Consider the following 25,684-nt stretch of genomic DNA (forward strand, 5'->3'; position numbering starts at 1 on the left):
GTCAGCCGCCTCGGTGCTGGGCGAGCAGTTCGAACTGGTGGTCGCGCACTTCGGCGTCCGGCGCCGGCGACGGGGTCCATTCCCCGTCCGGTCCGAGCACCCAGCACCGGGTGGCCGGGTGCAGCGCGGACTCGAGCACGTCGTCCAGCTGCGCGGTCAGCCGGGCGTCCTGCACCCTGACCAGCACCTCCACCCGGCGGTCGAGGTTGCGGTGCATCATGTCCGCGCTGCCGATCCAGTACTCGTCCGCGCCGACGAAGTTGATGATGCGCGAGTGCTCCAGGAACCGGCCGAGGATCGAGCGCACCCGGATGTTGTCGCTCAACCCCGGCACGCCGGGCTTGAGCGCGCAGATCCCGCGCACCACGATGTCCACCGGCACCCCGGCCTGCGACGCCCGGTACAGCGCGTCGATGATCTGCTCGTCGACCAGCGCGTTGAGCTTGAGCCGGATACCTGCCTGCTTGCCCTGCCCGGCCAGGTCGATCTCCCGCCGGATCCGCTCCAGGATGCCGCGCCGGATGCCGTGCGGCGCGGTGAGGATGGTGCGGTAGCTGACCTGCCGGGAGTAGCCGGTGAGCACGTTGAACAGGTCGGTCAGATCGGACCCGACGTCGTCGTCGGCGGTCAGCAGCCCGATGTCCTCGTAGAACCGCGCGGTCTTGGGGTTGTAGTTGCCGGTGCCGATGTGGCAGTAGCGACGGATCCGGTTGCCCTCCTGCCGGACCACCATGGCGATCTTGCAGTGCGTCTTCAGCCCGACCAGACCGTAGACCACGTGCACCCCGGCGCGCTCCAGCGTGCGGGCCCACGCGATGTTGGCCTGCTCGTCGAACCGGGCTTTGATCTCCACCAGCGCGACCACCTGCTTGCCTTCCTCGGCCGCGTCGATCAGCGCGTTGACGATCGGCGAGTCACCCGACGTGCGATACAGCGTCTGCTTGATCGCCAGCACCTTCGGGTCGGTGGCCGCCTGCTCGATGAATCGCTGCACGCTGGTGGAGAACGAGTCGTACGGGTGGTGCACCAGCACGTCGCCCTCCCGCAGCGTGGAGAACACGCTGCGCGGCGTCTCCCGCTCGGCGAACGCCGGGTGGGTGGCGGGCACGAACGGCGGGTACTTCAGGTCCGGCCGGTCCAGATCCGCCAGCTGGAACAGGCACGACATGTCGATCAGCCCGGGCACCGAGACCACGTCGTGCGGATCCACCTCCAGCTCGCGCAGCAGCAGCTCGAGCATGTGATCGCTCATGTCCTGCTCGATCTCCAGCCGCACCGGCGGGCCGAACCGGCGCTGGGCCAGCTCGCGCTCCAGCGCCTGCAGCAGGTCCTCGTCGCGGTCCTCCTCCACCTCGAAGTCGGCGTTGCGGGTGACCCGGAAGACGTGGTGCTCGATCACCTTCATGCCGGTGAACAGGTCGTCCAGGTGCGCCGCGATGAGCTCTTCCAGCGGCAGGAACGTGGCGTTCGGCCGGTTGTCGGGGTCCAGCCGGATCAGCCGCGGCACGTTGTTGGGCACCTTGACGCGAGCGAACCGTTCGATGCCGCTTTCCGGGTCGGCGACCGTGACGGCCAGGTTGAGCGACAACCCGGAGATGTACGGGAACGGGTGCGCCGGGTCCACCGCCAGCGGCGTCAGCAGCGGGAAGATGTTGTCGCTGAAGTACCGGGACAGCCGGGCGCGGTCGTCGGCGGTGAGATCGACCCAGCGCACGAACCGGATGCCCGCGCTCTCCAGTGCAGGACGCACTTGCTCCCTGAACACCGCGGTCTGGCGCGCCACCAACTCCTGGTTGCGCTTGGAGATGTAGGTGAGCTGTTCCCTCGGCGACAGCCCGTCCGCGCTGCGCACGTTCAGCCCGGTCTCGTCGCGCCGCTTCAACCCGGCGACGCGCACCATGTAGAACTCGTCCAGGTTGGTGGCGAAGATGGCCAGGAATTTCGCCCGTTCCAGCAGCGGCTGCGACTCGTCCTCGGCGAACGCCAGCACCCGGGCGTTGAAGTCCAGCCAGGACATCTCCCGGTTCAGGTACCGGTCGTCCGGCAGCTCGGTCGCTCGCTGCGCCGGGGTGACCGCCGGGGGAGCCGCGAGGCCGTGCGAGGGCGCGCGGTCCTGCTCGTCGGCCGGAGCTCGCGTCACTTCACTCACACCGTCATTGTTCCGCAACGCGGGCGGCCCTGGGGCGAACAGCAGGTGAACGAGCTGTTCCGCGCACCACGGGGTCGCTTCGGCTGCCAGTGCCGGGCGAGGCCGCGTCGCGGCCGGGAATCCGCTGAATGCCGGGGGTCAGCACGCCCGGGCGCGGGTCTGCAGAGCCGCCCGCGTGTGCTCGCCGACACCCAGCAGCTGGACGTGAGCAAGATCATCCGGAGTGTCCACGTCCGCCCGCAATGTCGGCACCGTCAGTTCGACCGGCGCCGCGCCGGACTCGGTGTGCGCCCTGGCCGAGCCCGGCCCGAAGTGCGGATCGAGCTCGCCGGCGGGGGCGGACAGCAACAACGTCGTCCCGGTGCCTGCCCGGTCGGCGCAGAACGCACGGCGGGCACCGGAGGCGGCGATGGCGGCGGCCAGGTCGTCGGGACGCAGCGCGGGGAGATCGGCCTGCAGGGCGCCGACGACGCAGTCCGGGTCCTCCGCACGCACCTGGCGTGCGACATGACGCAAGCCGGCGTTGAGGCCCGACTCGCCCCCGTCGAACACCACCTCCGCGCCGAGTTCGCGCAGCGCGCCGAGCTCGGTGGGGTCGGCCGCGGCAACCAGCACCCGGCGGACCGCGGGGGTGGCCAGCGCGGCCGCGACGGTGTCCATCGCCATGGCCAGGGCGAGAGCGGACCGCAGCTCGCCGCTCCCGGCCCGCTCGGCGAGCCGGGATTTCGCCGCGGTCAGCCGCTTCAGCGGGACCACCAGGTTCACAGCCACTGCCACGCAGTTATCTTCGCTGATAGCGTCGGCAACCGAGTCGCGAGGAGGGGCTGCGGTGGTAGAGCGGGAGAAGGGCGGCCCGTGGGTGGCCGCGTTGGCGTCGGTGTTCTATCCCCTGACTTACCTGGCCCGGACCGAGGCGCAGCACGCGGAGCGGATACCGCGCACCGGCGGGGCGGTGATCGCGATGAACCACATCTCGCACGCCGACCCGGTCTTCGACGCGGTGTTCATCCACAAGCAGGGCCGGGTGCCGCGCTTTCTGGCCAAGGCCAGCGTGATGACCGCGCCGGTCTTCGGCCGCATGGCGCGTGGCGCCGGCTCCATTCCCGTCTACCGCGGCACGTCCCAGGCCAAGGACGCGCTGCGGGAAGCCCACCAGGCCCTGCGCGACGGCAAGGTGATCGTGATCTACCCGGAAGGGACCATCACCAAGGACCCGCTCGGGTGGCCGAAGAACTCCTACCCGGGCGTGGCCAAGCTCGCCCTGGCCAACGACGTGCCGGTCGTCCCGATCGCCAGGTGGGGCACCCGGGACCTGCTCGACCTGTACCACAAGAAGATCCGGCCGTTCCCGCGCAAGACGGTGAAGTACCTGGTCGGCGAGCCGGTCGACCTGTCGGCGTTCAAGGGCCAGGAACCCACGCCGGAGCTGCACCAGAAGGCGACCGAGTTCATCATGGCCGAGGTCACCCGGCTGCTCGGTCAGCTGCGCGGGGAGCAGCCGCCCCCGCACGCGGGCAAGGACACCCACGGCGAGGACACCCAGGCCGACGGCAAGGGCGCCCATGGCTGAGCCCGTTCCGCAGCGCATCGCCGTGCTCGGTGCAGGCTCGTGGGGCACGACGTTCGCCAAAGTGCTCGCCGACGCGGGCCGGGACGTGGTGCTGTGGGCGCGGCGCAAGGAAGTGGCCGACGAGATCACCGAGCAGCACACCAACGCGGCGTACTTGCCGAACATCACGCTGCCCGAGCGGCTGACCGCCACCTCGGACGCGGCCGAGGCGCTGGCCGGGGCCGAGGCGGTGGTGCTCGCGGTGCCCAGCCAGTCGCTACGGGAGAACCTGACCCGTTGGCGGACGCTGCTGCCCGACGGGGTGCCGCTGGTCAGCCTGGCCAAGGGTGTGGAGCTCGGCACGCTCAAGCGGATGAGCGAAGTGATCGTGGACGTCACCGGCGTGCCGCAGGACCACGTCGTGGTGGTGTCCGGGCCGAATTTGGCGCTGCCCATCGCCCAGGGCGAGCCCGCGGCGACCGTGGTGGCCTGCGCCGACCACGACCGGGCCGTGGCGATCCAGAAGGCCTGCATGGGCGGCACGTTCCGGGTCTACACCAACACCGACGTGGTGGGCTGCGAACTGGGCGGTGCGGGCAAGAACGTCATCGCGCTCAGCTGCGGGATGGCGGCCGGGCTCGGCTACGGCGCGAACACCATGGCCACGCTGATCACTCGTGGCCTGGCCGAGATCGTGCGGCTGGGCGTGAAGCTCGGCGCGGATCCGCTGACGTTCGCCGGCCTGGCCGGCCTCGGCGACCTGGTGGCGACCTGCACGTCTCCGCTGTCGCGCAACCGGACCTTCGGTGAACGCCTGGCCAGGGGCGAGACGCTGGAGGAAGCGCAGCGGCACGCCGGTGGCCAGGTGGCCGAGGGCGTGAAGTCCTGCTCGTCGATCCTCGCCCTGGCGCGCAGGCACGGCGTGGAGATGCCGCTGACCGAGGGCGTGCACCAGGTGTGCCACGACGGCAAGGACCCGGCGGAACTGGCCGCCGAGCTGCTGGGCAGGGCGCGCAAGTCGGAGTGGGACTGAATCCTCAGCGCGACGGTGCACCGCGACGTCGGGACTGGGCATGGACGACGGCCGGCAGTCGCCGCGGCATCATCGCGCCCGGTGGCAGCCGAACCGCTCGTAACCGAACCCCATCGCAACCCCCACCCTCCCTGGGGGGCGACCCCGGCTCGAGTCTAGTGCCTGTGCAGCCGACGGATAACGGCTCGTCAGCACACCTGTGGACGACTCGGAGCTGTGGATCAGGCGCCGCACGCGTGGATCGGCTTTCGGCATCGATGCCGGCGGTCGATGACGTGCGGATCAGGCGCCGCACGCGTGGATCGGCTGCCGGTACCACAGACCCGGCTCGGGGCCGCCAGATGCGCGTCCCGAGCACTCACCTCGGCTCAGGCGCCGCCAGGCAGAGCCGCACGTTGCGCCGTTGCGGCGTGCTGCACAACGCACTGCTCCTGCTGTCGTAGGGACAGCGGGGACCGAAGTCAACACTTCCGGGGGCTTCCGGCCTCGCATCGTGAGATCCGGTTGACCGGCTCTTCGGCGGCTTGATTGGGTGTGCGGCATGAACCAGCGCAGGACCTGGCCGCGTATGTCGATGTGCGTGTGCGCCGCGCTGTGTTGTTGCTGCCGGTAGACCGCAACGTTCCGGTTCACCAGGCAGCCCGAGTGAGGAAGCTGATGTTCGCCGTCCCTGTCAATACCGTTGCCGCTCAGGAAAAGTCCGCCCTCCGCCACCCCGCCCGGGTAGCCGTGGCCTACGCCGCGTCCCGCGACCGGTGGCGCCACCTGCTCCGCTACGACGCCGACGAACGGTACGCGGTGCTGATCGACCGCACCGACACCGACGAGATCTGGCTGATGAGCTGGCTGCCGGGGCAAGGCGCACCACGCCACGACCACGGCGACACCAGCGGCGCCTTCACCGTGGTGCACGGCGAGCTGACCGAGGTCGTGCTCCGGCGCAACGCCGTGCAGGACGCCCCGCCGGAGATCAACGTGCTCCGCTCGGGCCAGACCCGCGCGTTCGGCCCCGGATACGCCCACCAGGTCAGTAACAAAGGCGTCGACCCCGCGGTGAGCATCCACGTCTACCGCTACGGCGGGCGGACGATCCGCCCTTACCCCGCGGATGCGGCCGCGGCCCGGGCCGACGGAGCGGCAGGCTGAGCGGGCCCGTTGCGTCACCCGGCAGGCACGGCCGCGGCGTAGGCCCGTGGATTCTCCAGGTGACGTCGCTCGGTGACGTGCGGCGGCACCGGTAGCTGCGAGGTCATGTCCGGCGACGGTATCGGCGCGCCGAAGGCGACCTCCAGCGGCAGGACACCCGCCCACACGGCGTTGGCCTCGACGTCCTCCGGGTCGTCCCCCGGGTACGTGGCCCGGATCTTCACCGACGCCTCGGCCAGCGGCAGGGCCAGGACACTGACCGCGGCCAGCTCCTTGTTGGTCGCGTCGCGGGCATAGCCCCACGAGCCGGGAGCCAGGTGGTCGGTGATCACCCGCAGCGCGTGCAGCTTGGCGGAACGCTCGGTGATCGGCGTGGCCGTGCCGTGGATGACGGCCGAGCGGTAGTTGATCGAGTGGTGCATCAGGCTGCGGGCGTAGACGATGCCGTCGACATGGGTGACCGCGACGCAGACGTCGGCGCCCTTGGCCGCGGCACGCAGGCTGCGCGCGCCGGTGGAGCCGTGCAGGTACAGCGTGTCGCCCTCCCGGCCGTAGGTGGTGGGCAGGACGACCGGGGAGGAATCCAACACGATGCCGAGATGGCAGACCAGGCCCGCGTCGAGGACTTCGTACAGTGCGGCACGGTCGGTCACGGTGCGATGCTTCGTGCGATTCGGGGTGCTCCGTGGGGTCGGCGACAACGGTGCAGCGCTCATACCGGAAAGCCTTGCCGAGGCAGTGGCATGGTGAAATGTCCAATCTGCAAGAATTTCTGATGTCCACTTAGGGAGGGGTGATGGCGGAGACCGCACTGGGCAGCCGGGGCGAGACCACACTTCCGGTGACGCTGGACCGAAAGTCGCGCACCCCGCTTGCCGTACAGCTCGCGGACGCGCTGCGCACCGCCGCCTCCTCGGGGCACTTGCGCGGCGGTGACCGGCTGCCGTCGACCAGGGCGCTCGCCAAGCGCCTCGGGGTCAGCAGAACGGTGACCGCGGCCGCCTACGAGCAGCTGCACGCCGAGGGATGGATCGTCGGCAGGCACGGCTCGGGCACCTACGTCACCACCACGCCGCCGTCCGGGCGGCCGCAGCACGCCGAGAACGCGCCGGACGCCGCGGTCGACTCCGGCCTGCTGGAGCTGGTGCCGGGCATGCCGTGGGCGGAGGGGATCGAGCGCTCGGCATGGCGGCGCGCATGGCGGGCGGCCTCCGACGAGCCGCCGTCGCAGCGCACCGATCGGGCCGGGCTGACCGGTTACCGCGCGGCGATCAGCGAGCTGCTGCTGCGCCATCGCGGCCTCAACGCCGCACCGTCCGCCGTGCTGGCCACGGCGGGCACCACCGCGGCGGTGGCCGAGCTGGCCTTCGGGGTGCTGCGGCCGGGGGACACCGTCGCCGTCGAGGAACCCGGCTATCAGCGCGCGGTGCAGGCGTTGCGATCGGCCGGGGTGCGGGTGGTGCCGCTCGGCGTGGATTCCGACGGTGTGCGGGTGGACGAAATCGGCGACGTCGCCGCGGTGTACTGCTCCCCGGCCCACCAGTACCCGCTGGGCACGCGGATGAGCGCGGCCCGGCGAGTGGCGCTGGTGGAGAGGGCGCGCGCCGACGGATTCCTGATCATCGAGGACGACTACGACGGCGAGCTGCGGTTCGACGTGGCTCCGCTGCCGGTGCTGGCCGCGCTGGCGCCGGACGTCGTGGTGCATCTGGGCACCACGAGCAAGATCCTCACCCCGACGCTCGGGGTCGGCTGGATGGTGGCGCCGCCTCCGGTCGCCGAGGCGGTGCTGGCCTACCGTGAACGCACCGGCACCCGTCCCTCCCCGGCCGGGCAGCGTGTCTTCACGGCCTTCGCCCGCAACGGCGACCTGGGCAGACATCTCCGCCGGGTGCGGCGGGAACTGTCCGAGCGGCGGCAGTGGCTGGTGGCGGCGCTGACCGAAGCCGGTGTCCCGGTGCTCGGCGACGACGCGGGCGCGCACCTGGTGGTGCCCATGGCCACCCCGGAGGAGGAGCAGAAGAAGCTGGCCGCGGCGGCCGAGCGCGGGATCCTGCTGGACGGCCTGGCCAGGCACTTCGCCGCCGAGCCGACGGTGTTCGGGGTGGCGATCGGGTACGCGGGCTGCTCCCGCGCCGAGCTGTACGAGGCGATCCCGGCCGTGATCGACGTGTTGCGAAGCCCCGGTGGTCCACCGGCGTCCGGTTGATGCGCGGTAGGGTCAGCGACTATGGCACAACCACCCAGCCGGCCGCTTGACGCCACGGGAGGGCGCAAGATCCGCGTCGCCGTGATCTTCGGTGGCCGCAGCACCGAGCACACCATCTCCTGCGTGTCCGCGGGCAGCATCCTGAGCAATCTGGATCGCGATCGGTTCGACGTCGTGCCGATCGGCATCACACCGGACGGTGGCTGGGTGCTGACCACGTCGGACGCCGAGGCGCTGCGGATCAAGGGGCGCGAGCTGCCCGAGGTGACCAGCGGCGCGGAGATCATCCTGGCCGGCGACGCGCGGCGGCGCGAGCTCGTCCTGCTGCACGGCAAGCAGACCGAGGCGCTGGCCGGCGTGGACGTGGTGTTCCCGGTCCTGCACGGTGCGTTCGGTGAGGACGGCACCATCCAGGGGCTGCTGGAGATGGCCGACCTGCCCTACGTCGGCTCCGGGGTGCTGGCCAGCGCCGCGTCCATGGACAAGGTGTTCGCCAAGAAGCTGCTGGCCGCGGAGGGGCTGCCGATCGGCGAGTACGCCGTGGTGCCCAGGGACGCGGACAAGCTCCCGCAGGCCGAGCGCGACCGGCTCGGGCTGCCGGTGTTCGTCAAGCCCGCGCGCGCCGGGTCGTCGGTGGGCATCACCAAGGTGACCGACTGGGACCAGCTCGGCGACGCGATCGCGCTGGCCCGCCGGACCGACCCGAAGGTGCTGGTCGAGGCGGCGATCGTGGGACGAGAGGTGGAGTGCGGCGTTCTGGAGTTCCCGGACGGCCGCATCGAGGCGTCGCTGCCCGCCGAGATCAGGGTGGTGTCCGACGACAAGGACGCCTGGTACGACTTCGAGACCAAGTACCTGACGGACACCGCCGAGCTGGACATCCCGGCGAAGCTGGACGACCAGGTGATCGAGCGCGTGCGGGCAATGGCCGTGCGTGCGTTCCGGGCGCTGGACTGCGCGGGCCTGGCCCGGGTGGACTTCTTCGTCGGGCCGGACGGCGACGTGAAGGTCAACGAGCTGAACACCATGCCCGGGTTCACCGCGACCTCGGCTTACCCGAAGATGTGGGAAGTCACCGGCGTGGACTACCCGACCCTGCTGACCACGCTGATCGAAACCGCGTTGGCGCGCGGCACCGGCCTGCGCTGAGGCCGGCCGGGGTCAGCGCGGCATGGCCGCGGCGACCGCTTTGCTGAGGTCCTGCACGACTCCGGTGCCTGCCCCCTCCGGCACCGTGACGGCGACCGTCACCGGCTTGCCTGCCACGTACCAGGTGGTGGCGCCGGTGTTGTCCACCGGGAACCACTGCACGTCGTCGACCACCACCAGCTTCGAGGTCGGCTTCAGCTCGCGCGGCTTGCCGACGCCGCAGCGCAGCACGACCGGCTCCGACGTGCCCCAGGCGGCGGTCGCCGGGGGAGCAGGGTCGGCGAGTTCTCGCCGCGGCAACTGACGCCCAGCCGACTTCACCGTCGGCGGCAGCTCGGCCATCAGCCTGGCGCACTCCGGCCTGCCGGCGTCGGGTGCGCTCACCGCGGGCACGGGCAGCGGGCCGGCCTGCCGTGCGGGTGTCTGCCTGCCGCCGAAAACCAGGCCGACGACCGCGACCCCGGCGACCAGCACGATCGCCAGGCCCGCGGCGACAAGGAGGACCGGCCGCGGCGGTAGTGCCGATTCCGTCGCCGATGCCGGAGGGGACGGTTGCTCGTCGGAGGATGCTCGGCTACTCACCGCGGCCTTTCCGGTCCAGGGTCAGCTCTCCAGATGCACCACGGGGCAGGTCAGCGTCCGCGTGATGCCGTTGACGTTCTGCACCTTAGCGACCACCAGCCTGCCCAGTTCGTCGACGTTCTCCGCTTCGGCCCGCACGATGACGTCGTAGGGGCCGGTGACGTCCTCCGAGCTTGCCACGCCGGGAATCTTGGCGATCTCGGCGGCCACCGACGCTGCCTTGCCGACTTCGGTCTGGATCAGGATGTATGCGTTGACCACGGCGCGCCCCTTCGTCACCTGCGTTGTGATTCAGGTCCAATAAGGGCCGGCGACGTCAGCGACGACGTCCGGCCCAGCAAAGTTACCGCAGCCGGCACTCGGATGTCCGACTGTTTGTCATACAAGGAGGTTACGGTGCAGCAGCGCAGCCCGGGCGGACGAACGGTCGCCGACATGGGCGAATTCACGCTGATCGGCGCCGTGGTCGCGGGCCGTCGGCAACCGGCGACGACGCAGCTCGGGCCCGGCGACGACGCGGCGGTGGTGACGGCAGCGGACGGCCGCGTGGTCGCCACGACGGACGTGTTGGTGCAGGGCGTGCACTTCCGGCTGGACTGGTCGACGGCGGAACAGGTGGGCCGCAAGGCGGTGGCGGTGAACCTGGCGGACGTGGCCGCGATGGGGGCGAGGCCGACGTCGGTCCTGGTCGGCCTCGCCTGCCCGGCGTCGACACCCGCGCAGTTCGCCATGGACCTGGCCAAGGGGATGGGCGAAGAGGCCGAGCGGGCCGGGGCGGGGCTGGTCGGCGGCGACATGGTCGCGGCGGACCAGATCGTCATCAGCGTCACGGCGCTCGGCGATCTGGAAGGCCGCGCCCCGGTGACCCGTTCCGGTGCCAAGCCGGGCGACGTGCTGGCCGTGGCGGGACGGCTGGGCTGGGCGGCGGCGGGCCTGGCGGTGCTGGGGCGCGGCTTCCGTTCCCCGGTCAACGTGGTCAACGCGCACCGCTGGCCGGAGCCGCCGTACCAGGAGGGACCGAAGGCGGCCACGGCAGGCGCCACCGCGATGATCGACGTGTCGGACGGCCTGCTCGGCGACCTCGCGCACATCGCACGAGCGTCCGAGGTGTCGATCGACGTCGAAGCGGGCCGCCTGGAGATCGACCGGCGGCTGGCCGAGGTCGGTGCCGCGCTCGGGGTCAGGCCGCTGGACTGGGTGCTCACCGGGGGTGAGGACCACGCGCTGGCGGCGACGTTCCCGCCCGACGTCCCGTTGCCCGAGGGATGGCGGGCGATCGGGTCCGTGCTACCCGCCGAGGACGAGCCCGCGGTCACCGTGGACGGCGAGGAGTACCAGGTGGCCGAGCCTGGCTGGCAGCACTGGCGTCGGTGACCGGGCGGATTCCGCTTCCGCCGAGCACCGGTGCCGCCCGATACGCTCGATGTGTGCAGATCGTTGCCGTGGCTTACGACCATCCGGATGCGCAGAAGCTGATCGCCGAGGTCCAGCAGGAATACGTCCGGCGATACGGCGACGAGGACGCCACGCCGGTGGATCCGGCCGAGTTCGCCCCGCCGCGCGGCTATTTCGCGGTCGGCTATCTGGACGGTGCTCCGGTGGCGTCCGGCGGGTGGCGGGCGCACGACGGACCGGAGCCGGAGTTCCAGCCCGGCGACGCCGAGATGAAGCGGCTGTACGTCGTGCCTGCGGCGCGTGGCCGGGGACTGGCTCGTGCCATGGTGGCCGAACTCGAGCGGTCCGCCAGAGAAGCCGGGCGGCGCCGCATGGTGCTGGAGACCGGGACCCGGCAGCCGGAGGCGATCGGCCTGTACACGTCGTTGGGGTACCGGCCGATTCCCAAGTTCGGCATCTATCGCTGTGAACCGGGGTCCCGCTGCTTCGGCAAGCTGCTGTGAGCGGGCAACGGCAGATGGTCACGCTTGCCCGGCTGCCCGGCCTGCGGGCAGGGCATCACGTGCCGTGATCGGCCTTGCGATCACCCGGGGCGGGGACCGTGCGGGCGGGCCCGGCGAGCTGGCTAGGCTGTCGGACCATGGCGCCACGACCGCTGCACGAGATCGTCGAAGCCGGGTGGGCCAAGGCACTGGCCCCGGTGGCCGATCGCATCGCTGCGATGGGGGACTTCCTGCGCGCGGAGATCGCCGCCGGGCGTACCTACCTGCCCGCCGGTGACAAGGTGCTGCGTGCCTTCCAGCAGCCGTTCGACGACGTCCGGGTGCTCATCGTCGGGCAGGACCCGTACCCGACGCCGGGGCATCCGATCGGGCTGAGCTTCGCGGTCGCCCCGGACGTCAAGCCGCTGCCCAAGAGCTTGATCAACATCTTCACCGAGTACTGCAACGACCTCGGCTACCCGATGCCGTCCACCGGCGACCTGACACCGTGGGCCGAGCGTGGCGTGCTGCTGCTGAACAGGGCGCTGACGGTGCGCCCGCACGCTCCGAACTCGCACAAGGGCAAGGGCTGGGAGGAGATCACCGAGCAGGCCATCCGGGCGCTGGCGGCCCGGCAGAAACCGCTGGTGGCCATCCTGTGGGGCAGCAACGCCCGCCAGCTCAAGCCGCTGATCGGCGCCGAGCGGTGCATCGAGTCGGTGCACCCGAGCCCGCTGTCGGCGCACAACGGGTTCTTCGGGTCCCGGCCGTTCAGCCGGGCCAACGAGATGCTGGTCGCGCAGGGGGCCGAGCCGATCGACTGGAAGCTCCCCTGACCGTCCGGTACGTGCGGAACCGCGCGCCGGGGCGGGATCCGGCCGCTGACCGAGTGCCGGACCTCGATCCCCGGCGTCGTGCCGGCTCAGGCGAGCGCCGCAGCTTCAGCAGGGAGCCGGGAGCCACACGCGCCGCTTTGGGGTGCCACACGACAACGCCGCCGCCCTGGGGTCAGGACGGCGGCGCCGATGGATCTGTCGTTGTCGAGATCTTGTCAGCCTGGCGGCCCGAACTACCGGGTGACCTTGCCCGCCTTCAGGCAGGACGTGCAAACGTTGAGGCGCTTCCGCTGGGAGATGCCTACGCGCGCGTGCACGGTCTGGATGTTCGGGTTCCACCGGCGGCTGTGACGTCGGTGAGAGTGAGAGACCGACTTGCCGAAGCCCGGCCCCTTGCCACAGACGTCGCACACGGCAGCCACGTCGGAACACTCCTTACGTCTACGGGGATGATCCGCGCAGGTCGCGGACAGCTCACATAGGGTAGCTGGTAGCAGGAACGTCGCCGGAACCGGGGGCCGAAAGGAGCGCGGAGTGTCGACGGGTGGGCCAGCCGCGGTCACCGCCGCTGCCGTCGCTGCCTGGGCGGACGCCGCGGTCCGCGCGTTGCAGGGGCTGTGTGCGGAGCTCGACGCGATGAACGTCTTCCCGGTCGCCGACTCCGACACCGGTTCGAACATGCTGCACACCTTCACCGCGGCCCGTGACGCCCTGCTTGCCGCCGACGATCGCGCCCGGGAGAGCGTGGGCACGGCGCTGGCGACCATGGCGCACGCGGCGGTGTCGGCCGCGCGGGGCAACTCCGGGGTGATCCTCTCCCAGTTCGTCCACGGGCTCGCCGAGGCCTGCGGAGACCGGCCGGAGCTCGACGCGTCCGGGTTGGCGAAAGCGTTCGAGAACGCGGACAGTGCGGCGGCTTCGGCGGTCGTGCGCCCGGTCGAGGGCACGATGCTCAGCGTGCTCCACGCTGCCGCGGAAGCGGCCGGGCGAGCCGACACGTCCGTGCCCGCCGACGTCGCGTCCGCAGCAGCCGACGCAGCGGCCGAAGCGCTGGCCCGCACCCCGGATCAGCTCGCCGTGCTGGCCGAGGCCGGGGTGGTGGACGCTGGTGGCCGCGGACTGCTGGCCGTGCTCGACGAGCTGGCCGCGGTGCTGAGCGGGCGGCCGAGCCCGGCGCGCGGCGACTTCCGGTTCACACCCCGGGGTGGCACCCGCGCGTCCGAGGCGGAGCAGGACCAGCAGCCGTGGGAGGTCATGTACCTGCTCGAGGAGGCCACCGAGGACGCGGTCACGACGCTGAAGGAGGATCTCAGCGCGATCGGCGACAGCGTGACCATCGCTGCGAACGGCGCGGGCACGTACGCCGTCCACGTCCACTGCGCTGACATCGGCGCAGCTATCGAAGCAGGAATGCGTGCAGGCAAGCCGCACCAGGTGCGCGTCGAGTCGCTCACCGGGGCCGCCCGGCCGCGGGACCGATCCGGCAGCGCGGTGCTGGCGGTGGTGTGCGGAGCCGAGCTGGCCGAACTGTGTCAGCACGAAGGCGTCACGGTGCTGGACGTGCGGGCCGGCCACGCGGTGAGCGTGGAGGTCGTCGAGCAGGCCATCGACGAGCTGGCCGCCGACCACGTGACGGTGCTCGCCGCGAGCCGGGAGCTGACCGTCCTCGCCGAGGACGCCGCCGAGCGGGCCAGGAAGCACGGCGGCGAGGTGGTGGTGGTGCCGTGCGCCTCCCCGGTGCAGGTGCTGGCCGCGATCGCGGTGCACGACCCGGAACGCCGTACCGGCGACAACGTGGTCGCCATGGCCGAGGCCGCGGCGGCCACCAGGCGCGGTGAGCTCAAGCGCGCCGAGCAGGACGCGATCACCTGGGTCGGGCGGGTGGCCGCGGGCGACCTCGTCGGCTTCGCCGACGACGAGGTGGTGCTGATCGCCCCGGCGGACCGGCCGCCGGCCGAGGCGGCCACCGAGCTGCTGGACCTGCTGCTCGCCTCCGGCGGGGAGCTGGTCACCGTACTGCTGGGAGCGTCGGCCCCGGCGGGTATGACAGAAGCCGTGACCAAGCACATGGCGCGGGTGCACCCGGAAGTGGAGCTGAGCATCTACCCCGGCGGGCAGACCGACTCCGTGCTGAGCCTGGGAGTGGAGTAGTGACCACCGCTGACCCCACGCAGTCGCTGCGGACGCCGCTGACCACGCTGGTCGGTGCCAAGTCGGCCAAGCTGCTCGGCAAGGCGCTCGGCCTGCACACCGCGGGGGAGCTGTTGCGGCACTACCCGCGCCGGTACGCCCAGCGTGGCGAGCTGACCGACATCGCGGGCGTGGAGATCGGCGAGCACGTCACGGTGATGGCCCGGGTGATCAAGGCGCACCAGCGGCCGATGCGCAACCGGCGCGGCAAGATCCTCGAGGTCACCATCACCGACGGCACCCGGCAGCTGCAGCTGGCGTTCTTCAACCAGACCGCCTACCACGAGCGCAGGCTGCGGCCGGGCACGATCGGGCTGTTCGCAGGCAAGGTCGGCGCGTTCCGCAGGCACCTGCAGCTGGCTCATCCCGAGTACCAGCTGCTGGAGGACCCCGACGCGGAAGCGGTGGACAAGTTCGTCAACGAGATCATCCCGGTGTATCCGGCTGCCGAAGGCGTGCCGTCGTGGGTGATCGGCCGCTGTGTGCAGCAGGTGCTGGACCTGGTGGACATCGCCGACGACCCGTTGCCCGAGCAGCTGCGCAGCAAGTACCGCCTGCCGACGCTGGCCGAGGCGCTGCGCGGCATCCACCGCCCGGAGGCGATGGAGGACGTCCACCGGGCCCGCGAGCGCCTGAAGTGGGACGAGGCCATGGCGGTGCAGCTGGTGCTGGCCGAACGCCGCGCCTCGGCGAGCCACCGGCTCGCCCCGCCGTGCCCGCCGGTGAAGGGCAAGCTGGCGGACGCGTTCGACGCCCGGCTGCCGTTCGAGCTCACCGAGGGCCAGCGCGAGGTGGGCGAGGTGATCTCGGCCGACCTGTCCCGCGATCATCCGATGAACCGGCTGTTGCAGGGTGAGGTCGGCAGCGGCAAGACGGTCGTGGCGTTGCGCGCGATGACGCAGGTCATCGACGCGGGCAAGCAGGCGGCGCTGCTCGCGCCGACCGAGGTGCTGGCCGCCCAGCACGCGCGGTCGCTGCGCGAGATGCTGGGCGATCTGGGCATCGCCGGTGAGCTCGGCGCCGCCGAGCACGCCACCCGTGTCGTGCTGCTCACCGGATCCATGACGGCCAAGCAGCGCAAGCAGGCGCTGCTGGACACCGCCAGCGGGGCGGCGGGCATCGTCGTGGGTACCCACGCGTTGATCCAGGAGTCGGTCTCGTTCGCCGATCTGGGACTGGTCGTGGTGGACGAGCAGCACCGCTTCGGGGTGGAGCAGCGTGACGCGCTGCGCAGCCGCGGCACGGGCGAGACGTCGCCGCACGTGCTGGTCATGACCGCAACGCCGATCCCGCGCACGGTCGCCATGACCGTGTACGGGGACCTGGAAGTGTCGATGCTGCGCCAGTTGCCCGCGGGACGTTCGCCGATCTCCACCACCGTCGTGCCCGCCCGGGAGAAGCCCGCGTGGGTCAAGCGGGTGTGGGAGCGCCTGGTCGAGGAAGTTGCCAAGGGTCACCAGTGCTACGTGGTCTGCTCCCGCATCGGGGACGACGAGGACGGCGACGACGGTGTCGACGCGGTCGGTGTGGCCGACGAGGAATCCGAGGAGGAAGAAGGCCGCAGGAAGCCGGTTTCCGTTCTCGAGCTGGCCGAGCAGCTGCGTACCGGCCCGTTGCGGTCGGTACGCCTCGGCGTGCTGCACGGGCGCATGCCCGCAGACGAGAAGGACGCCGTGATGCGGGCTTTCTCGGCGGGCGATGTCGACGTGCTGGTGTCCACCACCGTGATCGAGGTGGGGGTGAACGTCCCGAACGCCACCGCGATGGTGATCATGGACGCCGACCGGTTCGGCATCTCCCAGCTGCATCAGCTCCGCGGCCGGGTCGGCCGGGGCGACGTGCCCGGGCTCTGCCTGCTGGTGACCGATGCGCTGGAGGGGACCGTCGCGCGGCAACGGCTGGACATCGTCGCGTCGACGCTGGACGGCTTCGAACTGTCCCGCCACGACCTGGAACTGCGGCGGGAGGGCGACATCCTGGGCGCCGCCCAGTCCGGCCGCCCGTCGGCGCTGAAGCTGTTGTCGCTGTTGCGTGACGAGGACCTCATCGAGCGCGCCCGGCGTGAAGCGCAGCTGATCGTGGCCGACGACCCCACGCTTGCCCGGCACCCCGGTCTGTCCCACCTGGTGAGCGAACTGGTCGATCCCGAGCGTGCGGAATATCTCGAGAAGGTCTGAACCGCCGTTCACGCACTACGGTTACAGGGCGAGCTGAAAGACGGTCACGGGCTGCACGAGCCGCGCGCCGCCCGGCGCGCGGGCGTGCCCGGAGACCGCCGCGACTCGGTGTGAAGGATGATGCATGTTCGACAAGGTGCTGGTGGCCAACCGGGGCGAGATCGCGATCAGGGCGTTCCGCGCCGCCTATGAACTCGGAGCCCACACGGTTGCGGTCTTCCCGTACGAAGACCGCAACTCGCTGCACCGACTGAAGGCGGACCAGGCGCTGGAGATCGGGGAGCGCGGCCACCCGGTGCGCGCCTACCTGTCCGTCGACGAAATCGTCCGCGCTGCGCGGGAGACCGGCGCGGACGCGATCTACCCGGGCTACGGCTTCTTGTCGGAGAACCCGGAGCTGGCTCGCGCATGCGAGCGCAACGGCATCACCTTCGTCGGCCCGTCCGCGGAGATCCTGGAACTGACCGGGAACAAGGCGCGGGCGGTGGCCGCCGCGCGGGAGGCCGGCCTGCCCGTGCTCGCCTCGTCGGAGCCGTCGTCGGACGTCGACGAACTGGTGGACAAGGCCGAGGAGATCGGCTTCCCGCTGTTCGTCAAGGCGGTGGCGGGCGGTGGTGGCCGCGGCATGCGCCGGGTGGACGACCCCAAGCGGCTGCGGGAGGCGATCGAAGCGGCCGCGCGCGAGGCGGAGTCGGCGTTCGGTGACCCGACGGTCTTCCTGGAGCAGGCCGTGGTGGACCCACGGCACATCGAAGTGCAGATCCTCGCCGACAACGAGGGCAACGTCATCCACCTCTACGAGCGGGACTGCTCGGTGCAGCGCAGGCACCAGAAGGTCGTCGAGCTGGCACCCGCCCCGAACCTGGACCCGCAGGTGCGCGAACGGATCTGCGCCGACGCGGTGGCGTTCGCCAGGCACATCGGCTACCGCAACGCGGGCACCGTGGAGTTCCTGCTCGACCGCACCGGCAAGCACGTGTTCATCGAGATGAACCCGCGCATCCAGGTCGAGCACACGGTCACCGAGGAGGTCACCGACGTCGACCTGGTCCAGGCGCAGCTGCGCATCGCTGCCGGGGAGACGCTGGCCGACCTCGGCCTGCGCCAGGAGGCGATCTACCTGCGCGGTGCCGCGCTGCAGTGCCGGATCACCACCGAGGACCCGGCCAACGAGTTCCGGCCCGACGTCGGCGTGATCAGCGCCTACCGGTCGCCCGGCGGTTCGGGCATCCGGCTGGACGGCGGGACCACCCACGCGGGCACGGAGATCAGCGCGCACTTCGACTCGATGCTGGTCAAGCTCACCTGCCGGGGCAGGGACTTCGAGACCGCGGTGCGCCGGGCCCGCCGCGCGGTCGCCGAGTTCCGCATCCGCGGCGTGGCCACCAACATCCCGTTCCTGCAGGCCGTGCTGGACGACCCGGACTTCCGCGCCGGCCGGGTGACCACGTCGTTCATCGAGGAGCGGCCCCACCTGCTCACCGCCCGCGGATCCGCCGACCGCGGCACCCGCCTGCTGACCTACCTGGCCGACGTGACGGTGAACAAGCCGCACGGGCCGCGTCCGAAGCTGATGGACCCGGCCGCCAAGCTGCCGGAATGCTCCGGCGAGCCGCCCGCCGGCTCCAAGCAGAAGCTCGCCGAGCTCGGCCCGGAAGGGTTCGCCCGCTGGCTGCGGCAGTCACCGCAGCTGGCGGTCACCGACACCACGTTCCGCGATGCGCACCAGTCGCTGCTGGCTACCCGGGTACGGACCAAGGACCTGCTCACCGTCGCGCCGGTCGTGGCCAGGACGTGCCCGCAGCTGTTGTCGCTGGAGTGCTGGGGTGGCGCCACCTACGACGTGGCGCTGCGCTTCTTGGCCGAGGACCCCTGGGAGCGGCTGGCGAAGCTGCGCGAGGCGGTGCCCAACATCTGCCTGCAGATGCTGCTGCGCGGGCGCAACACCGTCGGCTACACGCCGTACCCGCTGGAGGTGACGAAGGCCTTCGTGGAGGAGGCCGCCGCGACCGGCATCGACATCTTCCGCATCTTCGACGCGCTCAACGACGTCGAGCAGATGCGTCCGGCCATCGACGCGGTGCGGGAGACCTCCGCGGTCGCCGAGGTGGCGCTCTGCTACACCGGTGACCTGTCCGATCCGTCCGAGAAGCTCTACACGCTGGACTACTACTTGCGGCTGGCCGAGAAGATCGTCGAGGCCGGCGCGCACGTCCTGGCGATCAAGGACATGGCGGGCCTGCTGCGTGCCCCCGCCGCGCACCGCCTGGTGTCCGCGCTGCGGTCGAACTTCGACCTGCCGGTCCACGTGCACACGCACGACACCGCGGGCGGCCAGCTGGCCACCTACCTGGCGGCCATCCAGGCCGGGGCCGACGCGGTGGACGGCGCGATCGCCTCGATGTCCGGCACCACGTCGCAGCCGTCGCTGTCGGCCATCGTGGCGGCGACGGACCACTCCGAGCACGCGACCGGCCTCGACCTGCAGGCGCTGACCGACCTGGAGCCGTACTGGGAGGCGGTGCGCAAGGTCTACGCGCCGTTCGAGGCCGGGCTGGCCTCGCCCACCGGCCGGGTCTATCACCACGAGATTCCCGGCGGTCAGCTGTCCAACCTGCGCACGCAGGCCATCGCGCTCGGGCTGGGCGAGAAGTTCGAGGAGATCGAGGCGATGTACGCCGCGGCCGACCGCATCCTCGGCAGGCTGATCAAGGTCACCCCGTCGTCGAAGGTGGTCGGGGACCTGGCGCTGCACCTGGTCGGCGCCGGGGTCGACCCGGCCAAGTTCGAGGCCGACCCGGCCGCGTTCGACATCCCGGATTCGGTGATCGGCTTCCTGCGCGGCGAGCTGGGCGACCCGCCGGGCGGCTGGCCGGAGCCGTTCCGCACCAAGGCGTTGCAGGGCCGCGGCGAGCCGCGCCGCATGGTGGAGCTGACCGACGAGGACCGGCACGGCCTCGAGCACGACCGCCGCGCCACCCTCAACCGGTTGCTGTTCCCCGGGCCGACCAAGGAGTTCCTGGCCCACCGCGAGCAGTTCGGCGACACCAGCGTGCTGAGCAGCCTGGACTTCTTCTACGGGCTGCGGGCCGGCGAGGAGTACGCGGTCGACCTCGAGCCGGGGGTGCGGCTGCTGATGGAGCTGGAGGCGATCGGCGAGGCGGACGACCGCGGCATGCGGTCGGTGATGGCCACGCTGAATGGCCAGCTGAGGGTGATCTCGGTGAAGGACACCTCGGTGGCGGTGGACGTCCCGGCCGCCGAGAAGGCCGACCGGAACAACCCGAACCACGTCGCCGCGCCGTTCGCCGGGGTGGTCACGCTGGCCGTCGCCGAGGGCGACCAGGTCGAGCAGGGCGACACCGTGGCCACCATCGAGGCGATGAAGATGGAGGCGGCCATCACCGCGCCCAAGGCGGGCACCGTCGAGCGGCTGGCCATCAACGCCGTGCAACAGGTGGAAGGCGGGGATCTGCTGGTCGTGCTGAAGTGAGACAGTGTGCACCGTGGACGACACGGTGGACACGGCCGGCACAGTGGGCACTCCGGACCCGCCCGGCACGCCAGGCATGCCGGGCTCGGCTGGCTCCTCCGGCTCGGCGGGCGCCTCGGGCGTGACGGGCTCATCGGGCTCGGCGGGTCCGGCGGGTGCCGCCGGGCGGGCGCCCCGCGTCCATCCGTTCGGCTCGTGGCTGCTCGGTGACGACGACGACGTCGGCCGGCTGCGGGCGCGCGTTCGCCTGCTGCTGATCGGCCCGCTGTTCGTGGCCAACCTGATCGGGCTGGCCGTGGCCGTCCTGTTGGTCACCTGGGTGGTGCCGGGCCCGGAGGTGTTCACCGCCCAGCTGGCGCCGTTGAACTTCGTCGCGGTCCCGATCTACGTCGGCCTGGCCTGGGTCGCCATGACCGTCACCGGTGTGGTGACCGGGCTGCGGGTGCTGCGCTGGGTGCTGGACAGTGACGCCGAGCCCGCGCTCGACGAGCGGCGGCGGCGCGCCACGCTCCGGCTCCCGCTGGACCTGACGGTGATCCAGGCGCTCGGCTGGGCCGGGGGACTGGTGGTGTTCACCGTGCTCTACGGGCTGGTGGACGCGGAGCTGATCCCGAAGCTGGTCTTCAGCATCCTGCTGTCCGGCACGGTGACGTGCGCGAACTCGTACCTGATCAGCGAGTTCGCGCTGCGGCCGATCGCCGCCAGGGCGCTGGCAGGCGGGCTGCCGGAGCGGCGGACGTTCCTCGGGGCGACGCTGCGCTCCGTGCTGTTCTGGGGCATCGGCTCGGCCGCCCCGGTGCTGGGCATGATGGTCGTCGCCGTCTCGGCGCTCTACGAGCCGGACGTCACCCGCAGGCAGCTGATCATCACCGTGCTGGCGCTGGGCGGCGTGGTGCTGTCCGCCGGTGCGTTCCTGACGGTGATGACCGCGCGGGCCACCATGGCCCCGATCATGACGGTGCGTGCCGCGCAAGCGCGGGTGGAGCAGGGCGACCTGGACGCCGAGGTGGTCGTCTTCGACGGCACCGAGCTGGGCAGGCTGCAGGCCGGGTTCAACGCCATGGTGGCCGGGCTGCGGGAACGGGAACGGGTGAAGGACCTGTTCGGCAGGCATGTGGGGGAGGACGTCGCCCAGGCGGCGCTGACCTCGCCGCTGGAGCTCGGCGGTGAGCTGCACGACGTCGCGGTGTTGTTCGTCGACGTGGTGGGGTCCACCCGGATCGCCGCGACGCGCCCGCCGACCGAGGTGGTCGAGGTGCTGAACCGGTTCTTCGCCGTGGTGGTGGACGAGATCGACGCCCACGGTGGCCTGGTGAACAAGTTCCTCGGCGACGCCGCGCTGGCCGTCTTCGGCGCCCCCACGCCGATGCCGGACGCCGGCCGCCGGGCGCTGAAGGCCGCCCGCAGGATGATCGCCCGGCTGCGCGAGGAGGTGCCCGAGGTGGCGGCGGGCATCGGGGTGTCCGCGGGCCAGGCGGTGGCCGGGTACGTGGGCACGGAGAGCCGCCTGGAGTACACGGTGATCGGCGATCCGGTCAACGAGGCGGCCCGGCTCACCGAGCTGGCCAAGTCGGTGCCGGGCCGGGTGGCGGTCTCCCACCGCGTGCTCGACGGCGCCGACGACGACGAGAAGGGGTTCTGGCGAACCTATCGCCGGGTCACCCTGCGCGGCCGCACCGAGCGCACCAGGGTGGCGATCCTCGCCCGGCGGTCGCGCCGGTGACGGCGGCTACCGCTCCGGCAGCCACGACGGGTCGGAGGCGATCACGATCAGCTGCTGGGTGGCGCGGGTGAGCGCCACGTAGAGCACGCGCCGCCCGGTGACCGATTCGTCGATCAGCTCGCGGGGCTCGATGACGACGACCGCGTCGTACTCCAGGCCCTTGGCGTCCAGGCTGCCCACCACGCGCAGCCGGTCGTCGGCCATCGAGGCCAGCCACTGCCGCACCGTGGCGACCCGGTCCATCGCGCTGATCACCCCGACCGTGCCCTCCACCGCGTCCAGCAGCTCCTTGGCCGCGTGCCGCACCTCGTCGGCCCGGGAGGCCGGGCCGACCTGGCGGATCTGCGGCTCGATGCCGGTCTGCCGCACCGCACGCGGCAGGTCGTCGGGCTCGGCGTGCTCGGCGACCACCCGCGCGGCCAGCGCGAAGATCTCCGCTGCGTTGCGGTAGTTGGTGCGCAGCGTGTAGCGCCGCCGGGTGGCCTTGCCGAACGCCTCGGCCGCGGCTTGTGCGGCCTCCCGCGGGTCGGGCCACGAGCTCTGCAACGGGTCGCCGACGACCGTCCAGCTGGCGTACCGGCCGCGCCGGGCGACCATCCGCCACTGCATCGGGGACAAGTCCTGCGCCTCGTCGACCACGACGTGCGCGTACTCGTCGTAGTGCTCGGGCCGCCGCCTGCCGGGCTCGGGCTCGGCGTCGGGCGCGGCGGAACGCCGCCGCTTCGGCTTGCCGACCAAAACCCGCAGTTCGTCCAGCAACGCCACGTCGGCCACCGACCAGCCCGCCGAGGAGTCCGCCCACGAGCGGCTGAGCATCCGCACCTCGTCCGCGGTGAGCACGTTGCGGGCCGCACGTGCCAGCCGCTCCTCGTCGGCCAGCCAGCGCAGGATCTCGGTCGGCCGCAGTTCGGGCCACCACACCACGAGGAAGCGGTGGAAGTCGATCCGCTCGCCCAGCTCCATGATCAGCTGGTGCCGGGCGGCCGGGGTCAGCTCGCCGCCGTCGTCCTCGGCGTGCTTGGCCGCCACGTCCGCCAGCGCTTCCAGCAGCATTTCCGCCGCGACCACCCGCGAGCGGTTCGGTGGCCCGCCGCGCGCGTGCACCCGCTTGCGGACCTTCTCCAGCTGCTCGGTGTCCAGCCGCAGCACGTCACCGCGGTAGGTGATGCGCATGTGCGTGGGAACGCCGGGCGGGGTGTCCCGCACCGCTCGCTGCAGAACCTTGCGCATGCGCAGCGACCCCTTGACGGCCGCGACCGGCGCCGGGTCGAAGCGCTCGGCCTTGACACCGTCCAGCAGCGTGCCGAGCGAGCGCAGCTCGGCGTCGGTCTCGCCCATGGACGGCAGCACCCGGGAGATGTAGTTGGTGAACACGTCCGACGGGCCGACCACCAGCACCCCGGCCCCGCCCATCCGCCTGCGGTACCGGTAGAGCAGGTAGGCCGCGCGGTGCAGGGCCACCGCCGTCTTGCCGGTGCCGGGACCGCCGGTGATCTCGGTGACGCCCTGCCACGGCGCCCGGATGACCTCGTCCTGCTCCTTCTGGATGGTCGCGACGATGTCCCGCATGTGCTCGCCGCGGGCCCTGCCGAGCGCGGCCATCAGCGCGCCCTCACCGACCACGGCCATGCCTTCCGGCAGCGCCTCCGGCATCAGCACGTCGTCGTCGATGTCCAGCACGCGCTGGCCGGAGCAGCGGATGGCCCGCCTGCGCACGACGTCCATCGGCTCCTCGGCGGTCGCCTGGTAGAACGGCGCCGCCGCGGGGGCGCGCCAGTCGGTGACCAGGTTGTTGAACTCCGCGTCGCGGATGCCCAACCGCCCGACGTAGACCACGTCGCCGCTGCTTGCGTGGTCCAGCCTGCCGAACACCAAGCCCTCGTACTCGGCGTCGAGCCGCTGCAACGTCTGGCTGGCGTGGTAGACCATCATGTCGCGCTCGAAGAGCATCGACGCTTGCTCGAAGACGGCTTCGCGTTGTGCCCCGTGGCCCATCTGGTAGCCCTTGGCCAGCATGTCCTCCGCCTGGGCGCGCAGCTCGGCCAACCGCTCGTACACGCGGTCGACGTGGGCCTGCTCGAGCGCGATTTCAGCCTTCCGGATCCGGGATTCGGACACCGCGCTCCTCGAGATGCCAGTGTGTGGGACGGAGAAAGACGAGCATACGCGGTCGGTGCGGGGCGGCGAGCACGTGCCGGGGGTAATCGCCGCCTGCGGGGAGCGGACCCGGCCTGGCCGCGCTGCCCGCGCTGCGCCAGACTCACCGACCATGACGCGGATCGTTGCCGGACGGGCGGGTGGCAGGCGGCTGCGAGTGCCCGCGCGCGGCACCCGCCCCACGTCGGAGCGGATTCGTGCGGCGCTGTTCAACGCGCTGGAAGCCGCCGGCGAGGTCGCCGGGGCCCGCGTGCTCGACCTGTACGCCGGTTCCGGCGCGCTCGGACTGGAGGCGCTGTCCCGAGGGGCCGCGGACGCGGTTTTCGTCGAGTCGGATCGCCGTGCCGTGGAGGTGTTGCGGGCGAACGTGCGTGCCCTCGGCCTCGGCGGTTCCGTCCGGCACGGCACCGTGCGGCAGGTGCTCGAGGCGGCGGCGGCCGAGCCGTTCGATCTGGTGGTGGCCGACCCGCCGTACGGAACGCCGGACGTCGAGCTGCGTGCGGTGCTGACGGCGTTGGTCTCCGGCGGCTGGTTGACCGCACACGCCCTGGTCGTCGTGGAACGGGCCAGCCGGGACGGGGCGGTGGACTGGCCGCCGCAGTACCGTCCGGTGCGCGTCAAACGCTACGGCGACACCGAGCTGCACTGGGCCGAGCTGGCGGCGGAGGGGGCAGGCGCGCCGTGACGTGGATCGCGGCGAAGGCGTCCGCGGGCTGGGTAGGCTGCTCGCCATGCGACGTGCGGTGTGCCCCGGCTCCTACGACCCGGTGACCAACGGCCATCTCGACGTCATCGAGCGAGCCGCGACCCTGTTCGACGAGGTCGTGGTGGCGGTGCTGATCAACCGCAACAAGAAGGGCATGTTCGACATCGACGAGCGGCTGGCGATGCTGGCCGAGGTGACCTCGCACCTGCCCAACGTGCGGGTCGACTCGTGGCACGGGCTGCTGGTCGACTACTGCACGGCCAACGACATCCAGGTCATCGCCAAGGGCCTGCGGGCGGTCAGCGACTTCGACTACGAGCTGCAGATGGCGCAGATGAACCGCAGGCTGTCCGGGGTCGACACGGTGTTCGTGTCCACCAGCCCGGAGTACAGCTTCCTGTCCAGCTCGCTGATCAAGGAAGTCGCCACGCACGGCGGCGACGTCACCGGGCTGCTGCCCGAGGCGGCCAAGCGCCGGCTGCTGGAGCGGGTCGCCGAGCAGTCGTCGTGATGCGGCCGGACCCGGGGGCACGGTGCGCCCGGCCTCGCCTGCTCGCCGACGGCCTCGGTCGCACCGCGGGTGTGCCCCGGGCGCCCGCGTGCTGACGGCCGCGGCCGCGACTCGTACGCCCCCGGCTCGACCCGTCCGGCGCCCGCCCGGCTCGCTCGGTCAAGCGTGACACGCCCAAGGAGGCGCCACCTGCACGG

The 25,684-nt window shown here is 71.7% G+C and carries 21 protein-coding genes; 14 read left to right on the forward strand and 7 right to left on the reverse strand.

Features of this window, described 5'->3' with window-relative positions; genetic code table 11:
• Position 1: 1 nt before the first annotated feature.
• Together CXP56_RS12785 and cofC are read right to left on the reverse strand one after the other, a co-directional pair.
• Positions 2 to 2,140 (reverse strand): RNA degradosome polyphosphate kinase, encoded by a 2,139-nt coding sequence (locus tag CXP56_RS12785; RefSeq protein WP_245566688.1) that lies wholly within the window; start codon positions 2,138 to 2,140, stop codon positions 2 to 4.
• 147 nt (positions 2,141 to 2,287) lie between these two features.
• Complete coding sequence (gene cofC, locus CXP56_RS12790; RefSeq protein WP_353744557.1) at positions 2,288 to 2,926, reverse strand: 2-phospho-L-lactate guanylyltransferase; 639 nt, start codon at positions 2,924 to 2,926, stop codon at positions 2,288 to 2,290.
• Positions 2,927 to 2,978: 52 nt separating this feature from the next.
• On the opposite strand from cofC, the gene CXP56_RS12795 reads away from it, so the two are divergent.
• The 3 genes from CXP56_RS12795 to CXP56_RS12805 all read left to right on the forward strand — a co-directional run bounded on the left by CXP56_RS12795 (position 2,979) and on the right by CXP56_RS12805 (position 5,877).
• Positions 2,979 to 3,719, forward strand: a complete 741-nt coding sequence (locus tag CXP56_RS12795) for a lysophospholipid acyltransferase family protein (RefSeq protein WP_038045060.1) — start codon at positions 2,979 to 2,981, stop codon at positions 3,717 to 3,719.
• Entirely contained in the window at positions 3,712 to 4,731 is a 1,020-nt protein-coding gene (locus CXP56_RS12800; RefSeq protein ID WP_028847971.1) for an NAD(P)H-dependent glycerol-3-phosphate dehydrogenase, read from the forward strand. The genes CXP56_RS12795 and CXP56_RS12800 overlap by 8 nt, the downstream gene beginning before the upstream one ends.
• Positions 4,732 to 5,388: 657 nt before the next feature.
• Positions 5,389 to 5,877, forward strand: a complete 489-nt coding sequence (locus CXP56_RS12805) for a cysteine dioxygenase (RefSeq protein ID WP_028847972.1) — start codon at positions 5,389 to 5,391, stop codon at positions 5,875 to 5,877.
• A gap of 14 nt (positions 5,878 to 5,891) precedes the next feature.
• On the opposite strand, the gene CXP56_RS12810 is transcribed toward CXP56_RS12805, so the two are convergent.
• Entirely contained in the window at positions 5,892 to 6,593 is a 702-nt protein-coding gene (locus CXP56_RS12810) for a pyridoxamine 5'-phosphate oxidase family protein (protein WP_051310207.1), read from the reverse strand.
• 80 nt (positions 6,594 to 6,673) lie between these two features.
• On the opposite strand from CXP56_RS12810, the gene pdxR reads away from it, so the two are divergent.
• The gene (gene pdxR / locus CXP56_RS12815; protein WP_038045061.1) at positions 6,674 to 8,086 is read left to right on the forward strand and encodes a MocR-like pyridoxine biosynthesis transcription factor PdxR; all 1,413 of its coding nucleotides are present in this window, start codon (positions 6,674 to 6,676) and stop codon (positions 8,084 to 8,086) included.
• Positions 8,087 to 8,107: 21 nt separating this feature from the next.
• Positions 8,108 to 9,235, forward strand: coding sequence for a D-alanine--D-alanine ligase family protein (locus CXP56_RS12820; protein WP_051310208.1), 1,128 nt, complete (start codon positions 8,108 to 8,110; stop codon positions 9,233 to 9,235).
• A gap of 12 nt (positions 9,236 to 9,247) precedes the next feature.
• Here the strand turns inward: CXP56_RS12820 and CXP56_RS12825 are convergent, their stop codons facing one another.
• Complete coding sequence (locus tag CXP56_RS12825) at positions 9,248 to 9,817, reverse strand: DUF3515 domain-containing protein (RefSeq protein WP_084609235.1); 570 nt, start codon at positions 9,815 to 9,817, stop codon at positions 9,248 to 9,250.
• Positions 9,818 to 9,838: 21 nt separating this feature from the next.
• Complete coding sequence (locus CXP56_RS12830; protein ID WP_028847975.1) at positions 9,839 to 10,078, reverse strand: Lrp/AsnC family transcriptional regulator; 240 nt, start codon at positions 10,076 to 10,078, stop codon at positions 9,839 to 9,841.
• 135 nt (positions 10,079 to 10,213) lie between these two features.
• Here CXP56_RS12830 and CXP56_RS12835 point away from each other — a divergent pair, with 135 nt between their 5' ends.
• From CXP56_RS12835 to CXP56_RS12845, 3 genes are all read left to right on the forward strand, one after another.
• Positions 10,214 to 11,191: a thiamine-phosphate kinase gene (locus CXP56_RS12835; protein WP_281168989.1), complete on the forward strand. Its 978-nt coding sequence runs from the start codon at positions 10,214 to 10,216 to the stop codon at positions 11,189 to 11,191.
• 53 nt (positions 11,192 to 11,244) lie between these two features.
• Entirely contained in the window at positions 11,245 to 11,715 is a 471-nt protein-coding gene (locus CXP56_RS12840) for a GNAT family N-acetyltransferase (RefSeq protein ID WP_028847977.1), read from the forward strand.
• Positions 11,716 to 11,852: 137 nt separating this feature from the next.
• Entirely contained in the window at positions 11,853 to 12,530 is a 678-nt protein-coding gene (locus CXP56_RS12845) for a uracil-DNA glycosylase (RefSeq protein ID WP_028847978.1), read from the forward strand.
• Between the two features lie 233 nt (positions 12,531 to 12,763).
• Here CXP56_RS12845 and rpmB read toward each other — a convergent pair whose 3' ends face one another.
• Entirely contained in the window at positions 12,764 to 12,952 is a 189-nt protein-coding gene (gene rpmB / locus CXP56_RS12850; RefSeq protein WP_084609236.1) for a 50S ribosomal protein L28, read from the reverse strand.
• 112 nt (positions 12,953 to 13,064) lie between these two features.
• Here rpmB and CXP56_RS12855 point away from each other — a divergent pair, with 112 nt between their 5' ends.
• The 4 genes from CXP56_RS12855 to CXP56_RS12870 all read left to right on the forward strand — a co-directional run bounded on the left by CXP56_RS12855 (position 13,065) and on the right by CXP56_RS12870 (position 22,113).
• A complete protein-coding gene (locus CXP56_RS12855) occupies positions 13,065 to 14,681 on the forward strand; it encodes a DAK2 domain-containing protein (protein WP_286901261.1) in 1,617 nt (538 codons plus the stop codon).
• On the forward strand, positions 14,681 to 16,897 hold the full coding sequence (recG, locus tag CXP56_RS12860) for an ATP-dependent DNA helicase RecG (protein WP_084609237.1): 2,217 nt from the start codon (positions 14,681 to 14,683) through the stop codon (positions 16,895 to 16,897). Before CXP56_RS12855 ends, recG begins: the two co-directional genes overlap by 1 nt.
• A gap of 124 nt (positions 16,898 to 17,021) precedes the next feature.
• A complete protein-coding gene (locus tag CXP56_RS12865; protein ID WP_028847981.1) occupies positions 17,022 to 20,390 on the forward strand; it encodes a pyruvate carboxylase in 3,369 nt (1,122 codons plus the stop codon).
• A 13-nt stretch (positions 20,391 to 20,403) separates the two neighbouring features.
• Complete coding sequence (locus CXP56_RS12870) at positions 20,404 to 22,113, forward strand: adenylate/guanylate cyclase domain-containing protein (protein WP_245566671.1); 1,710 nt, start codon at positions 20,404 to 20,406, stop codon at positions 22,111 to 22,113.
• A gap of 6 nt (positions 22,114 to 22,119) precedes the next feature.
• On the opposite strand, the gene CXP56_RS12875 is transcribed toward CXP56_RS12870, so the two are convergent.
• Entirely contained in the window at positions 22,120 to 24,231 is a 2,112-nt protein-coding gene (locus CXP56_RS12875) for a HelD family protein (protein WP_028847982.1), read from the reverse strand.
• 151 nt (positions 24,232 to 24,382) lie between these two features.
• Here CXP56_RS12875 and rsmD point away from each other — a divergent pair, with 151 nt between their 5' ends.
• Entirely contained in the window at positions 24,383 to 24,955 is a 573-nt protein-coding gene (rsmD, locus tag CXP56_RS12880; protein WP_028847983.1) for a 16S rRNA (guanine(966)-N(2))-methyltransferase RsmD, read from the forward strand.
• A 46-nt stretch (positions 24,956 to 25,001) separates the two neighbouring features.
• A complete protein-coding gene (gene coaD, locus CXP56_RS12885; RefSeq protein WP_286901263.1) occupies positions 25,002 to 25,487 on the forward strand; it encodes a pantetheine-phosphate adenylyltransferase in 486 nt (161 codons plus the stop codon).
• Positions 25,488 to 25,684: the final 197 nt, after the last annotated feature.

Origin of the sequence: Thermocrispum sp. (genome assembly GCF_002919275.1) — a bacterium.
GTDB classification, from domain to species: domain Bacteria; phylum Actinomycetota; class Actinomycetes; order Mycobacteriales; family Pseudonocardiaceae; genus Thermocrispum; species Thermocrispum agreste.

Excerpts from the sequence above, each read along its gene's own strand:
- CXP56_RS12800 (WP_028847971.1), top strand. The coding sequence starts at position 3,712 with ATGGCTGAGCCCGTTCCGCAGCGCATCGCCGTGCTCGGTGCAGGCTCG.
- CXP56_RS12820 (WP_051310208.1), top strand. The coding sequence starts at position 8,108 with ATGGCACAACCACCCAGCCGGCCGCTTGACGCCACGGGAGGGCGCAAG.
- CXP56_RS12805 (WP_028847972.1), top strand. The coding sequence starts at position 5,389 with ATGTTCGCCGTCCCTGTCAATACCGTTGCCGCTCAGGAAAAGTCCGCC.
- pdxR (WP_038045061.1), top strand. The coding sequence starts at position 6,674 with ATGGCGGAGACCGCACTGGGCAGCCGGGGCGAGACCACACTTCCGGTG.
- rsmD (WP_028847983.1), top strand. The coding sequence starts at position 24,383 with ATGACGCGGATCGTTGCCGGACGGGCGGGTGGCAGGCGGCTGCGAGTG.
- CXP56_RS12865 (WP_028847981.1), top strand. The coding sequence starts at position 17,022 with ATGTTCGACAAGGTGCTGGTGGCCAACCGGGGCGAGATCGCGATCAGG.
- CXP56_RS12810 (WP_051310207.1), bottom strand. The coding sequence starts at position 6,593 with ATGAGCGCTGCACCGTTGTCGCCGACCCCACGGAGCACCCCGAATCGC.
- CXP56_RS12845 (WP_028847978.1), top strand. The coding sequence starts at position 11,853 with ATGGCGCCACGACCGCTGCACGAGATCGTCGAAGCCGGGTGGGCCAAG.
- coaD (WP_286901263.1), top strand. The coding sequence starts at position 25,002 with ATGCGACGTGCGGTGTGCCCCGGCTCCTACGACCCGGTGACCAACGGC.